Annotated in this window: 13 protein-coding genes; 10 read left to right on the forward strand and 3 right to left on the reverse strand. The window is 66.3% G+C overall.

Going from position 1 to position 13356, the window contains the following annotated elements:
• Positions 1-357 precede the first annotated feature (357 nt).
• Both BJ987_RS05065 and BJ987_RS05070 read right to left on the reverse strand, forming a co-directional pair.
• Positions 358-1158 carry an HAD family hydrolase gene (locus BJ987_RS05065; protein ID WP_209897870.1) on the reverse strand — a complete coding sequence of 267 codons (801 nt, stop codon included), beginning with the start codon at positions 1156-1158 and terminating at the stop codon, positions 358-360.
• A gap of 101 nt (positions 1159-1259) precedes the next feature.
• Complete coding sequence (locus BJ987_RS05070; protein WP_209885113.1) at positions 1260-2039, reverse strand: hypothetical protein; 780 nt, start codon at positions 2037-2039, stop codon at positions 1260-1262.
• Positions 2040-2203: 164 nt separating this feature from the next.
• Between BJ987_RS05070 and BJ987_RS05075 the strand changes: the two genes are divergently transcribed.
• From BJ987_RS05075 to BJ987_RS05100, 6 genes are read left to right on the forward strand one after another with little or no spacing between them, the layout of a single operon-like run.
• The gene (locus BJ987_RS05075; RefSeq protein ID WP_209885115.1) at positions 2204-3181 is read left to right on the forward strand and encodes an ABC transporter permease; all 978 of its coding nucleotides are present in this window, start codon (positions 2204-2206) and stop codon (positions 3179-3181) included.
• Entirely contained in the window at positions 3178-4095 is a 918-nt protein-coding gene (locus tag BJ987_RS05080) for an ABC transporter permease (RefSeq protein WP_209885117.1), read from the forward strand. The genes BJ987_RS05075 and BJ987_RS05080 overlap by 4 nt, the downstream gene beginning before the upstream one ends.
• Entirely contained in the window at positions 4092-5930 is a 1839-nt protein-coding gene (locus tag BJ987_RS05085) for an ABC transporter ATP-binding protein (protein WP_209885119.1), read from the forward strand. Before BJ987_RS05080 ends, BJ987_RS05085 begins: the two co-directional genes overlap by 4 nt.
• A 24-nt stretch (positions 5931-5954) precedes the next feature.
• The gene (locus BJ987_RS05090) at positions 5955-7634 is read left to right on the forward strand and encodes an ABC transporter family substrate-binding protein (protein WP_209885121.1); all 1680 of its coding nucleotides are present in this window, start codon (positions 5955-5957) and stop codon (positions 7632-7634) included.
• The gene (locus tag BJ987_RS05095; RefSeq protein ID WP_209885123.1) at positions 7631-9304 is read left to right on the forward strand and encodes an ABC transporter family substrate-binding protein; all 1674 of its coding nucleotides are present in this window, start codon (positions 7631-7633) and stop codon (positions 9302-9304) included. Before BJ987_RS05090 ends, BJ987_RS05095 begins: the two co-directional genes overlap by 4 nt.
• Positions 9301-9987, forward strand: coding sequence for a hypothetical protein (locus tag BJ987_RS05100; protein ID WP_209885125.1), 687 nt, complete (start codon positions 9301-9303; stop codon positions 9985-9987). Before BJ987_RS05095 ends, BJ987_RS05100 begins: the two co-directional genes overlap by 4 nt.
• On the opposite strand, the gene BJ987_RS05105 is transcribed toward BJ987_RS05100, so the two are convergent.
• Positions 9984-10418 (reverse strand): NUDIX hydrolase, encoded by a 435-nt coding sequence (locus BJ987_RS05105; protein ID WP_209885127.1) that lies wholly within the window; start codon positions 10416-10418, stop codon positions 9984-9986. The two genes, BJ987_RS05100 and BJ987_RS05105, sit on opposite strands and share 4 nt — an antisense overlap.
• 114 nt (positions 10419-10532) lie before the next feature.
• Between BJ987_RS05105 and BJ987_RS05110 the strand changes: the two genes are divergently transcribed.
• From BJ987_RS05110 to BJ987_RS05125, 4 genes are all read left to right on the forward strand, one after another.
• A complete protein-coding gene (locus BJ987_RS05110) occupies positions 10533-11249 on the forward strand; it encodes a FadR/GntR family transcriptional regulator (RefSeq protein WP_209885129.1) in 717 nt (238 codons plus the stop codon).
• A 25-nt stretch (positions 11250-11274) separates the two neighbouring features.
• Entirely contained in the window at positions 11275-11982 is a 708-nt protein-coding gene (locus BJ987_RS05115) for a sterol desaturase family protein (RefSeq protein WP_209885131.1), read from the forward strand.
• Between the two features lie 142 nt (positions 11983-12124).
• Entirely contained in the window at positions 12125-12343 is a 219-nt protein-coding gene (locus BJ987_RS05120; protein ID WP_209885133.1) for a heavy-metal-associated domain-containing protein, read from the forward strand.
• Between the two features lie 72 nt (positions 12344-12415).
• A complete protein-coding gene (locus BJ987_RS05125; RefSeq protein ID WP_209885135.1) occupies positions 12416-13348 on the forward strand; it encodes a DUF8832 domain-containing protein in 933 nt (310 codons plus the stop codon).
• Positions 13349-13356: the final 8 nt, after the last annotated feature.

Raw genomic sequence — 13356 nt, forward strand, 5'->3', positions numbered from 1 at the left:
TCCGTGTCCAAGCTCCGCCGCAGCGGGGACTTCGCTGAAGCCGAAGCACGCTCTCCTGCTTACAAATCCGCACCGGTCGAAGCCACAATCCCGTGAATGTGCCCCTCCGCCTGCGGCCTGATTCGCCCGCCTCGGCCTGAGCAGGTCGCCCGGTCCGAGCACCCGGTCCAGCCGAGGCCACACACAGGCGGAAATCACTCCTGCATTCGTCGCGTGGTTCCACGACTACGACGTCGCGGACTGCCGGGATCGAACGTGCCCGCTCCATCAATGTCTGCGGTTCGCGAAATCTTCCGTGCCGAGCACAGGGAACCGGAGCCGCCTACGCCCGTAGTCCGCATCGCCCGTTCGCTGTGCTCAGGACCACCAGCGTTCGAGGACCTGGGCGACGCCGTCGTTGACGTTGGTGCCGGTGACCTCGTCGGCGGCGGCGATCGCCTCGGGGTGGGCGTTGGCCATGGCGACGCCGTGGCCGGCCATGGACAGCATCGGAACATCGTTGGGCATGTCGCCGAACGCGATGATCGCGGAGTGTTCGACGCCGAGGCGCTGGGCGACGATGGCCAGGCCGGAGGCCTTGGTGACACCGGGCGCGGAGAGTTCGATCAGGCCATGGTCGGTGGAGTAGGTGATGTCGGCGCGATCGCCGATCAGTGGTTCGAGTTGGGTGCGCATGTCGCCGCTGCGCATGTCCCGGTGCCGGATCAGCATTTTCACGGCGGGGGAATCGATCACCTCGTGTCTGGCGACCATGGTGTCGTCCGGGTTCAGCCAGGCGTGTTCGTACTGCGGTGAACTGACGAACTGCGGGGTGACCGCGTCGTGCGCGCGTGCGCCGACGCGTTCGGCGGCCAGACCGCATCCGGGTAGCGCGGCTTCGGCGACGTCGGCGAGCCAGGACAGGGTCGCCACGTCGAGGGTGCGGCTGGAGAGCACGCTGTCGGTGGCGCTGTCGTAGATCACCGCACCGTTGCCGCAGACGCACAGCGGGGCGTAGCCGAGGCCGTCGACTACCGGATCGATCCAGCGCGGCGGCCTGCCGGTAGCGAGGACGAAGGGCACACCGTCGGCGATCAGGGCATCGACCGCGGCTTTGGTCCGTGCGGTCACACGCTCGTCATGATCGATCAGCGTGCCGTCCACATCGGAGGCCACCATCTTGGGCTTGGGCAGGTGCAGGCGGGTCACCTATTCCATCCTGCCGGAAAACCGTCTCGGCGCGGTCGCGATCGCGACCGGGGTATGACGTGCGCCTCACCTCAGCCGGGGCGCTGGCCGGCACCGTCGTCGGGTTTCTCGAAGGGGTTGGCCGGCGGCGACGGGCTCGCGCCATTGCTCCACGGCGCGACCTGGGTCGGCGCGTCGGCGAACCCGTCGACGCGCTGAGCAGGCGGTGCTTCGGGCAGACCCGGCGCCGGAACGTGGCCGAACGGGGCCTGCGCGAAACCGCCGAACTGGTTGGGAGCGAACGAGTTCTGTTGGGGATATCCGGCGGGCGGGTAACCCGAACCGTACGGCGGCGGATAACCCGCCGCCGCGGGTTGATATGCCAGCCAGCGCGCCGTCGAAGGCAAGAGCACCAGAATCAGGGTGGCGATCGGGAAGACGATCGCGATCAAACCGCCGACACCGGCACCCAGCAGATCGGCACCACCGGAATATTCGCCGACGGCGGTCGTGGCCACCACGAAGCTCACGATCTGCGCCAGGATGTGAATCGCGCAAGCGACGGCGACCAGGACACGGCCGATCTTCTTCCGCAGGAACAGCGTGACCGCCCCGATCCCCAGCAGGACGCCCGTCAGCAGCGAGAAACCCGCACTGACGAGGACGAAAGCGTAGAGCCCGTCCTCCTCGTCGAACACATCCGATGTCACCAGCCCGAGTCCCAGCACCCCCGCCCCGCTGATCAATTGCGCGACCGCGCCCAGCGCCGCGAGCACCCCCGCGGTGATCGCCGTGCCGCCACCCGGCGCCGGCTCCCAGCCCGGCCCCGTCGCATAGGGCTGATACCCACCGTCGTATTGCGGATAACCCACAGTCCCCCCTCATCATTCACCGGACGCGACCGTGCCGGTGCAGCCAGGATAGGCCCGCCCTCCGACACCCGCGACATGCCTGAGCTCCTCTCGCCTGCGCGAACCCGACCTCCCTCCCTATGATCAGTGCCTACTACCCCCCAGGTGAAAGACCGTGAGGACTGATGACCGGCTTCTTGCTGCGACGCGCTCTCAATTACGTCGTGCTGTTGCTGCTGGCGTCGTTCCTGACATTTGCCTTGGCCTCGTTGACATTTCGACCGTTGGATCGATACGAACAGGCCAGTCCGCGGCCGCCGCAATATGTGATCGACGCGAAAGCCGAGGAGCTGCATCTGGATGAACCCATCCCGGTGCGGTACGTGACCTGGATCAAGGGCGTGGCGCACGGGGATTTCGGTAAGACCCTGGCGGGCCAGCCGGTTAGTCAGGAGCTGGGGCGCCGGATCGGAGTCAGTTTGCGGCTGCTGATCATCGGCTCGATCGTGGGCACGGTGCTGGGGGTGCTGATCGGGGCGGCGGGCGCGATCCGGCAATACAAGTTCAGTGACTATTTCACGACGGTGTTTTCGCTGTTGTTATTGAGCACGCCCATCTTCCTGCTCGCCACTTTGCTGAAATACGGTGCGCTGGAAGTGAATTCGCTGACCGGCCAGCAGATCTTCCTCTATACCGGGGAGACCTCGGCCAGCCATATCGCCGGGTTCTGGCCGCAACTGCTCGACCGGATACAGCATCTGATACTGCCTACGACGGCGCTGGCGATGGGCGCGATGGCCGGTTACAGCCGCTATCAGCGCAACGCGATGCTCGACGTACTGCAAAGCGATTTCATCCGTACCGCCCGAGCCAAAGGCCTGTCCCGCGGAAAAGCTCTGTATAAGCACGGGCTTCGCACCGCGCTCATCCCGATGGCCACTCTGTTCGCCTACAGCCTGGGCGGGTTGATCACCGGTGCGACGTTCACCGAGAAGATCTTCGGCTGGCACGGCGTCGGGGAATGGCTGGTCGATTCGATCAATGCCCAGGACCTCTATGTGGTGGTCACCGTGACCGCGTTCGCCGGACTCGTGGTGCTCATCTCGGGGTTGCTCTCGGATGTGGTGCTGGCGATCCTCGATCCCCGGGTGCGTGTGTCATGACCGAAACCGAGCTCATCGTCCAGGGCGCGCCACCGGCGGCGGCCGGGCGACGAAAGCTGGTGTGGCGCAGGTTTTTGCGCAACAAGCCCGCGGTGGTGAGCGGGTTGATCCTGATCGCGCTGTTCGTGATCAGCTATGCGCTGCCGCCGTTTTTGGCCTATGACTACCAGCAGATGGATCCGACGGCGTTCCTGAAACCGCCGAGTGCGAAACATCCGTTCGGTACCACCCTGATCGGCCAGGACGTGCTGGCTCAGACGCTGCGTGGTCTGCAGAAGTCGCTGACCATCGGCTTGTGCGTGGCGCTGATCTCCACCACTATCGCCGCGACCGCCGGAGCGGTGGCCGGGCTGCTCGGCGGCTGGACCGATCGGGCCATCATGTGGCTGGTCGACCTGCTGCTGGTGATCCCCAGTTTCATCATCATCGCGATCTTCGCCCCGCGGACCAAGGGCAGCGGCTCGATCCTTATTTTGATCATCCTGCTCGCCGCGTTCGGGTGGATGATCAGCGCCCGCATCGTGCGCGGGCTCACGCTGAGCCTGCGCGATCGCGAATTCGTCCGCGCGGCACGCTATATGGGCGCTCCGACTCGAACCGTGATCGTTTCGCACATCGTGCCCAACATCGCCTCGATCTTGATCATCGACACCACCCTCGCGGTCGGAGCCGCGATCATGGCCGAGACCGGGCTGAGCTTCCTGGGCTTCGGCGTGCAGCCGCCCGACGTGTCACTGGGCTCGTTGATCGCCGCGGGCACGAAATCAGCGCTGACCCATCCGTGGCTGTTCATGTTCGCCGGCGGGTTCCTCGTGCTGACGGTCCTGTGCGCGAACTTGATCGGCGACGGACTGCGCGACGCCTTCGATCCCAGCGCCAAGCGCGCGCGGGCACGCAAGCAGGAGAAGGCATGACGAACCCGCCACTGCTCGAGGTCACCGATCTGCGGGTGTCGTTTCCCGGCGAAGAGGGTCGCATCGAGGCGGTGCGTGGAGTCGACTACACCGTCTCCGATGGCGAGGTTCTGGCCATCGTCGGTGAATCCGGCTCCGGGAAATCGGTGTCCTCGCTGGCGGTGATCGGTCTGCTGCCCGAGCAGGCGCGAGTGCAGGGGTCGATCCGGTTACGGGGACGGGAGCTGCTCGGGCTCGGTGACCGCCAATTGTCACGGCTCCGCGGCAGTTCGGTGAGCATGGTGTTCCAGGACCCGCTGTCCGCGCTGACTCCGGTGTATCGGATCGGCGAGCAGATCGCCGAAGCGCTGCTTGCACACGGCAAGATGAGCACCAAGGAAGCGGCAGCGAAAGCGGTCGAGCTGCTCGAGTTGGTCGGTATCGACGACGCGGCGGTGCGCGCCCGGTCATTTCCGCACGAGTTCTCCGGCGGCATGCGCCAGCGCGTGGTCATCGCCATGGCCATCGCCAACGATCCCGAGCTGATCATCTGCGACGAACCCACCACCGCGCTCGATGTCACAGTGCAGGCGCAAATCCTGAATCTGCTGCGCAAAGCACGTGACATCACCGGGGCCGGGGTCGTCATGATCACCCACGACATGGGCATCGCCGCCACCATAGCCGACCGCGTCGCGGTCATGTACGCGGGCAGGATCGTCGAAACCGCCGCCGCCGACGAACTCTTCAGCGCGCCGCGCATGCCCTACACGGTGGGCTTGCTCGGCTCCATCCCGCGCATCGATGGTCCGCCGCGGACACCGCTGATCCCGATCGTCGGCGCGCCGCCCGCCATGCATTCGCTGCCGCCCGGCTGTTCGTTCGCACCCCGCTGCCCCATCGCGATCGACGAATGCCGGGTCGCCGAACCACCTTTGGACCCGACCGGTCCGGGGCACGCGGCCGCCTGCATCCGTACCGACGAGGTCGGCACCGACGACCTTTTCACCGCCTACCGCCGGGAAATCTCCGAGCCCGCCGCCGAGGCCAGGCCCGATCCAGCAGTGGTACTGCGGGTAACGGACCTGGTCAAGACGTTCCCGATCACCGCCGGAGTGGTATTCCGGCGGCGCAAAGGCGAAGTCCGGGCGGTCGACGGCATCAGCTTCGAAGTGCGCGCCGGACGCACCCTGGCGCTGGTCGGGGAGTCCGGCTCCGGCAAATCCACCACCCTGACCCAAATCCTCGACCTGGTCCGACCCGAAGCCGGGACCATCGAAATCCTCGGCCGCGACGTCAGCACGATGACCAAGCCGCACAAGCGCGAGATCCGCAGGCAGATGCAGATCGTCTTCCAAGACCCCACCGCGTCGCTGGATCCGCGCCTGCCCGTCTTCGACGCCCTGGCCGAACCGTTGCGCATCGACGGCCGCTCGCGCACCGAAATCGCCAGGCGGGTACCGGAACTACTCGAACAAGTCGGACTCCGGCCCGAACATGCCGACCGCTACCCCGCCGACTTCTCCGGCGGCCAGAAGCAACGCATCAGCATCGCCCGCGCGCTCGCGCTCGACCCCGAACTGCTGGTCCTGGACGAACCCGTGTCCTCCCTCGACGTCTCCATCCAAGCCGGCATCCTGAACCTGTTGCGCGACCTGCAGTGCGAACGCGGACTCTCCTACCTGTTCGTCTCGCACGACCTCTCGGTGGTCCGCAACCTCGCCCACGACATCGCCGTCATGTACCGCGGCAAAATCGTCGAATCCGGCCCCGCCGAACAAATCTTCGCCGCACCCACGCACGAATACACCCGCAAACTCATCGAAGCGGTACCCGTACCGGTCGCCAGCCGGTAGCCGAACGAAAGTCAGGAGTGCGTCATGCGGATCCGAGCGAATCGAATGCGTTGTGCCGCTGCGCTGGTCGCGGTCGCGCTGACCGCGGCGGGCTGTGGATCAGGAGACGACTCCTCGGGGCAGGGCCGGTCCGACACCGTCGGCACCAGCAGTGACATCAACCCGAAACCCCGCGACGAAGTGCGCGAGGGCGGGAATCTGCGGCTGGCGACCTCCGCGATGCCGGACAACTGGAACACGCTGTCCAATGATGGCAACAACGGGGAGATCGCCGACATCGAACGGCCGATGATGCCGCGCTCACACCATGTCGACGCGGCCGGCAAGCTCACCGTCAACCAGGACTATTTCACCGATATCGCGTTGACCGGCAGCAACCCGCAGCAGGTCACGTACACCATCAATCCGAAGGCGTTCTGGTCCGATGGACAGCCGATCACCTGGGAGGACATCAAGTCCCAGGCGAACGCGCTCAGCGGCCGGGACAAACGCTTCCTGATCGCGATCACCAATGGTTTCGAATACGTGGCGAAGGTGGAGCGCGGCGCCGACGACCGGCAGGCCGTTCTCACCTTCTCGCAGCCCTACGGTGAATGGCGCGGACAGTTCTCCGGAAACGCCTCGCTGTTCCCGAAATCCGTGACGGCGGACCCGGAGTCGTTCAACAACAGTCTGGTCGATCAGATGGGGCCCACCGCCGGTCCGTTCAAGGTGCGGACCATCGACCGCGGCAATTCCCGGATCGTGCTGGAACGCGACCCGAACTGGTGGGGTGAGCGGCCCAAACTGGACACGATCACCATCAGCGTGCTCGACCAGACGGCGTGGGTGGGCGCGCTGCAGAACAACGAAATCGACCTCGCCCGACTCTCCTCGATCGAGGAGGTGCAGACGATAGGCAATACCGGCGGACTGGCGATCCGGCGCGCGCCCGGAAACCGCTGGCGGCATCTGACTTTCAACGGCGCGCCCGGATCGATCCTCGCCGACCCCGCGCTACGCGTCGCGATTTCCAAGGCCATCGATCGCCAGACCATCGCGACGGCCACCCAGATGGGCCTCGTCGAGAACCCGAAACCTTTGAACAACCACATCTTCCTGGAAGGCCAAGAAGGCTACCGGGACAACAGTCTCGGCTTCGATCCGGCCGCGGCCGCCCGCGAACTCGACGCGCTCGGCTGGAAACTCAATGGCGACGTGCGCGAAAAGGACGGCAAGCAGCTGATCATCCGCGACGTCATGTACAACAATCCGCTGTGGGTGCAGCTCGCGCAGATCATTCAGCAGAACCTGGCGGCGGTCGGCGTGAAACTGACCATCGACACCAAACCCGCTGTCGGATTCTTCCCCGATGTCATCCAGAAAGGCGACTTCGATGTCGCGCAATTCATTTGGCAGGGCGACGCGTTCCCGCTCAGCAGCGTCCGGCAGGTCTACTACTACGACCCCAACGATCTGCAGGGCAACTACGGACGCATAGGTTCACCCGAGCTGAACGCGCTCATCGACCGGGCCATCGCGGAACTGGACCCGCAGAAGGCGATCGAACTGAGCAACGAGATCGACCGGAAGGTGTTCGAGGAAGGGCACTCGCTGCCGCTGACCCAGGACCCGGGCACGTTCGGGGTACGCACCGAACTGGCCAATATGGGTTCGCACGGACTGGCGTCGTACGACTACACGAAGATCGGATTTGTGAAATGAGCACCAAATACGCGCGCCGGCTGCGGGCGATAGCGGCGCCGGCCGCCGCCTTTTCGTTGATCCTGGCCGGCTGCGGTGACGACAACGGTGGCGTCGCGACCGGGACGAGTGCCATCGGCAAGACCAACGACATCAATCCGAAAAGTCGCGAGGAGGTGCGGGACGGCGGAAATCTGCGCCTGCCGACGGGGGCGTTCCCGCCCACCTTCAATCCGCACCACATCGATTCCGACGGTGATGCCGCGAACATTCAGGCCTGGACACTGCCCGGTCCGGTCAGTTCCGACGTCACCGGTGAAATATCCATCAACCACGATTACTTCACCGATATCCAACTGACTGGCACCGACCCCCAGCGGATCGTCTACACCATCAACCCCAAAGCCGTGTGGTCCGATGGCAGCCCCATCACCTGGGAAGATATGCGCGCCCAGGCCGAAGCGCTGAGCGGCCGCAACACCGCGTACAAGATCGCCGCCAGCCAGGGGTACAGCCGGCTCGACAAGGTCGAGCGGGGCGCGGACGACCGGCAGGCGATCGTCACCTTCGCTCAGCACTACGCGGAATGGCGCGGGCTTTTCAGTCAGCTGGTGCCCAAGGAACTGACCGCGACGCCGGAGGCTTTCGACACCCTGGCCAAGTCGGCTCCGGTCAAATCCGCTGGGCCGTTCATCATTACCGATTTGGACCGTTCGGCGCAGCGAATCGTGCTGAGCCGCAATCCGAAATGGTGGGGCCAGACCCCGAAACTGGACACCGTCACCTACAGCGTGCTCGACCGTTCCGCCTACCTGGGCGCACTGCAGAACAACGAACTCGACGCTTTCGACCTGTCCGGCCTCGAAGAGGTCAAGGCGGTGGCGAGTACTCCCGGGCTCGCGGTTCGCCGAGCCTCCCGGCCGTACAACTCGCACTTCACCTTCAACGGTGCGCCCGGCGCGATCCTTTCGGATCCGCGCCTGCGCCTGGCTATTTCGAAGGCCATCGACCGTCAGAGCATCGTGTCCGCCATTCAGAACGGCATCGTGGAAGATCCGAAGCCGTTGAACAATCACATCTTCCTGAACGGTCAGAAGGGTTACCAGGACAACGCGGAAGCCGTCGCCTACGACCCCGCGGCCGCAGCCCGCATGCTGGACGAACTCGGCTGGAAACTGAACGGCCAGTACCGCGAGAAGGACGGGCGGCAGTTGGTGCTGCGAGATGTGATGTACCGGCAGGACACCTGGATCCAGACGGCGCAGATCGCTCAGCAGAATCTGGCGCAGATCGGCGTCAAACTGGAGATCGAGACCTACGGCGGTGAGCTGTTCACCGAGGTGGTCGACCCCGGCAATTTCGATATCGTCCAATTCAGCTGGCAGCGCAGCGCTTTCCCACTCGGCGCGTTGCCGCAGATCTACTCCTATGATCCGAACAACATCTTGAGCAACAAGGGCCGCATCGGCTCCCCGGAACTGAACGCGCTGATCGAAGAAGTGATTTCCGAACTCGACCCGGAGAAGGCGATCGAACTCGCCAACAAGGCCGACAAGATGATCTTCGAGATGGGCCATTCCCTGCCGATCGCGCAGTCCGCCGGAAACGTCGCGGTCCGCGACAACGTGGCCAACTTCGGCGCCTTCGGCCTGGCCGACACCGACTACACCATGGTGGGTTTCGTGAAGTGAGTTCCGCCCACCCGCTGACCTATCCGGTCGGCGTGACGCTCGGCGCCCTCGCGGTCTGTGCCGCGTGGGCGCCGTTCGCCAATTCGAGCCAATTGGCTGTGCTTGCCGCAGTGGCGCTGGTCATCCTCGGCTACACGGCATTTCAGGTCTGCACAGCGCGTGGGCTTCTGCCGCTCGGGCTGCCGGTTCCCGCGACCGCCGTGGTCAAGCGGGTTCGTCAGGAACATCGGCTGGTCAGTCGGTCTTGGCTGGAGTTCAGTGGGGTGTCGGCGGATTGTGCACAGTCATCCACAGGGGCACCGGGGACCTGGTGGGTTCCTGTTTATTTCGATCCGGCGCTGGTGTCGCTCACCGAGGCGAAGGCGGTGCTGGGTGGGCGGCAGGTTTGGGTCGGGGGGTTGCGGGTTTATCCGTCGGGGCGTGCTCGCACCACCGAGCCGCCGGGGCGTTTGATCGACAATCCGTCTCGGCCGGGGCCTGATTCGCGGGGGCTCGCGGTCGCCGCCGCGCGGACGGCACGTCGACTGCTGCTCGACGCGCAGTCGGGGGTTGCGGCTCCATTCGCCGCTTTGCTCTGGGTGTACCTCGACGGCGGCGGGCTGCCCGCGTTCGCCGGGGCGTTCTGCGTCGCGTTCGGTACCGCGGTCTGGCTGGCGGCTATCCGCGGGTCGGACCCCAGTTAGGAGAGCAGGCCGAGGGCGTCGGCGTGGTCCAGGGTTTTGCGCACGTGCCAGACCAGCGGGACGTGGGTGGCCTCCTGGTAGGTCATCCATTCGTACTCGTCGTGCTCGTCGTCCGGTAGGTGCACGGCGCGGCCGATCTCGTTCTCGAAGCAGCCGAAGGTGACGGTGTGGAAGTCGATATCTCGGCCGCTGGTGTCCGGGTTGACGAAGTGCGTCAACTCGTCGGTGACCAGGACGTCCAAGCCGGTTTCCTCGGCGACCTCGCGCCGCGCGGCGTCCGCCGGGTTTTCGCCGGGCGCTACGACACCGCCCGGAATATCCCATAGCCCACCCAGCGGCAAAATCGGATTGCGGTGCAGCAGTAGTACTTTCCCGGTGCGGATGGGCAGGGCGTGTGCCGTCCACCGCTGCTCCCCGTTGCGTTCTGTCATGTCCCGCTCCCTCCTCCCGCTGTCGAGTGTGCCACGCTCGGCGGCGGCATGGCTCGTCACTTCGCATTGGTCTGACCACTTGACCAGCTGACCATCAGGGCGCACAGTGGGGGCATGGCATTGCAACCTGTGGTCAAGCGGTCGGTGTCGGCGGATGTGTTCGAGCAGATCGCCGCGGATGTGCTCAGTGGGGAACTCGCGCCCGGCGCGACGCTGCCGAGTGAGCGGCAGCTGGCCGAAGCGCTCGGGGTGTCGCGGCCGGCGGTGCGCGAGGCGTTGCAGCGGCTGGCGGCGGCGGGGCTCGTCTCGGTGCGGCAAGGCGATGCGACCACGGTGCTGGATTACCGGCGCGGCGCCGGACTCGAGGTGCTGCCGCGGCTGCTGGTGCGGTCCGGGGCGCTGGAGCCGTCGGTGGCCCGCAGCATCCTGGAGGTTCGCTTGCACAACGGCCCGAAGATCGCCGAGCTCGCCGCCGAACGCCGCACCGATCCCGACCGGGTTCGCGCCGAATTCGATCGGATCATCGAAGCCCTTGCCGCCGAATCGGATCCGATCGCCAAGCAGCGGCACGCGCTGGCGTACTGGGATCACGTGGTCGACACCGCCGACTCCCTCGTCTTCGGCCTGATGTTCAACATGCTGCGCGCCGCCTACGAACCCGCGCTCGCGGCGCTCGCCCCGATCATGTCCGCCGAGGTGGACAACACCGCGGGCTACCGGGATCTGGCCGCCGCCATCGTGGCGGGCCGGCCGAAACAGGCCGCCAAACAGGCTCGGGCACTGCTCGAACCGGCCACCCAAGCCCTGATCGGCGCCCTCGGCGGGGCCTGATCGTCACGCGTCACCAGGAAGTATCATGAGCGATTCTGTTCCAGCCCAGCCTGATTCACCCCGCGCGCCGCGCGCGAAGGCGGCGCTCCGCCGCGGGCTCTCCCTCGGGGCCGCGTTTCGTGAGTTCACCCGGCATCCCTCGCCGTGGCTGATCGGCACCGCCCTCGTGGTGGCGCTGACACTGCGCATCGCGGTGGGCGACTGGCAGGTCACCGACGCGCTGCTGCCTTTGCTGATGCTCGCCGTCTTTCCCGCTTTCGAATGGGCTGTCCATGTGCTGGTGCTGCACTGGCGCCCGAAGCGATTCGGCCCGTTCCAGCTGGACAGCGAGTTGGCACGCAAACATCGCGCGCATCACGTGGATCCGCGCGATATCCCGCTGATCTTCATCCCCACCCGTTCGCTGGTGATGGTGCTCGTGGTTCTGCTCGCGCTGACCGGGTTCGCCTTCCCACGGCTGGGTCTCGGCCTGACGTTCCTGCTCACCATCACGGCGCTCGGCTCGGCCTATGAGTGGACGCACTACCTCATCCACACCGACTACAAGCCGAAGACCGCCCTGTACAAGGCCGTGTGGAAGAACCACCGGCAGCACCACTACAAGAACGAGCACTACTGGTTCACGGTGACCAGCTCCGGTACCGCGGACCGCGTCTTCGGCACCTACCCGGATCCGTCGGCGACCCCTACCTCCCCCACCGCGCGCCACCTACACGCGCAGCCGAGTAGTTAGCGCTCGTTCGACCGAAGGCACCCCCGCGCCCCGGGGGTGCCTTTTTCGTGGGCCGGAATCGGCCATTGACAATGTACCCTAGGGGGGTATGGTAATCAGCAGAGCGACGGCGCGGGCCGTCGACAGACCGGAGGAGAGCATCATGAGCACCGCAGCCAGCACCGCCACTGTCACCGTCACCGGCATGACCTGCGGCGGGTGCGCCAACTCCGTCCGCACCGAGGTCGGCCGGATCGACGGGGTCACCTCCGTCGACATCGACCTGGGCAGCGGGCTGGTAACCGTCGACAGCGCGAGCCCGGTCAGCCGCGAGGCGATCACCGCGGCGGTCGCCAAAGCCGGGTACCAGGTCACCGCTTGACCCGCCGGGATCGCGGTACCCCAGGGGCGCCGCGATCCCGCCTCATCCCCCGAAGCGAGACGGAGCGATCCGATGAACACCACCACCAAATTCGCCGGTTTCACCGCGGGCCTGGCCGCGGTCTTCGGGCTCGCGCTCGGCGCGGGCGCCGCCTTCGGACCGGAACCCGGCGAATCCGAGACCCACGACGCGAACAGCCACGGCGCTCCCGCCCCCGCGGCGGACCAGCTGCCCGGCGGCCTGATGGCCACCGAATCCGGCTACACCCTGCGCCTGGACAGCCCGCAGGCCCCGGCCGCGGCCGACGTTCCCGTCCGATTCCGCATCCTCGACAACGCGGGGCAGCCGGTCACCCGCTACACCCGCGCCCACGACAAAGACCTGCACTTGATCGTGGTCCGTCGCGACATGACCGCCTTCCAGCATGTGCACCCGGTGCTCGACGACACCGGAACCTGGAGCGTCCCCCTGAATCTCACCCGCGCGGGCGAGTACCGCGTCTTCGCCGACTTCACCCCCGAGGGCGGCGAGAACCTGACCCTGGGCAGCGACCTGCGGGTCGCGGGCAACTATGACGCCCGGCCGCTACCCGCGCCGTCGACCACGGCGACCGTCGGCGACTACACCGTCACTCTGAACGGCGCGGTCACTCCGGGCGCCGCCTCGAAGGTCACCCTTTCGGTCAGCCGCAACGGCACCCCGGTCACCGACCTGCAGCCCTACCTCGGCGCCTACGGCCATCTGGTCGCGCTGCGCGCCGCCGACCTCGCCTACCTGCACGTTCATCCGGAAGGCGAGCCCGGCGACGGCGTCACCCCATCGGGACCGGGCATCACCTTCTTCGTCACCGCGCCGAGTGCCGGCGACTACCGCCTGTTCCTCGATTTCCAGCACGAAGGCGTTGTCCGCACCGCCGAATTCACCGTCGGCGTCGGTGCGAGCGCGTCCGCCGCGCCTGCCCCGAGCCACGCCCCCGAGCCGGCCCAGCCCGGCCACGGGCACTGACGACGCCC

It is taken from the genome of Nocardia goodfellowii, assembly GCF_017875645.1.
Classification (GTDB): domain Bacteria; phylum Actinomycetota; class Actinomycetes; order Mycobacteriales; family Mycobacteriaceae; genus Nocardia; species Nocardia goodfellowii.

Coding starts and splice junctions, on each gene's coding strand:
- BJ987_RS05065 (WP_209897870.1), bottom strand. CDS start 1,158: ATGGTGGCCTCCGATGTGGACGGCACGCTGATCGATCATGACGAGCGT.
- BJ987_RS05075 (WP_209885115.1), top strand. CDS start 2,204: ATGACCGGCTTCTTGCTGCGACGCGCTCTCAATTACGTCGTGCTGTTG.
- BJ987_RS05080 (WP_209885117.1), top strand. CDS start 3,178: ATGACCGAAACCGAGCTCATCGTCCAGGGCGCGCCACCGGCGGCGGCC.
- BJ987_RS05085 (WP_209885119.1), top strand. CDS start 4,092: ATGACGAACCCGCCACTGCTCGAGGTCACCGATCTGCGGGTGTCGTTT.
- BJ987_RS05090 (WP_209885121.1), top strand. CDS start 5,955: ATGCGGATCCGAGCGAATCGAATGCGTTGTGCCGCTGCGCTGGTCGCG.
- BJ987_RS05095 (WP_209885123.1), top strand. CDS start 7,631: ATGAGCACCAAATACGCGCGCCGGCTGCGGGCGATAGCGGCGCCGGCC.
- BJ987_RS05105 (WP_209885127.1), bottom strand. CDS start 10,418: ATGACAGAACGCAACGGGGAGCAGCGGTGGACGGCACACGCCCTGCCC.
- BJ987_RS05110 (WP_209885129.1), top strand. CDS start 10,533: ATGGCATTGCAACCTGTGGTCAAGCGGTCGGTGTCGGCGGATGTGTTC.
- BJ987_RS05115 (WP_209885131.1), top strand. CDS start 11,275: ATGAGCGATTCTGTTCCAGCCCAGCCTGATTCACCCCGCGCGCCGCGC.
- BJ987_RS05120 (WP_209885133.1), top strand. CDS start 12,125: ATGAGCACCGCAGCCAGCACCGCCACTGTCACCGTCACCGGCATGACC.
- BJ987_RS05125 (WP_209885135.1), top strand. CDS start 12,416: ATGAACACCACCACCAAATTCGCCGGTTTCACCGCGGGCCTGGCCGCG.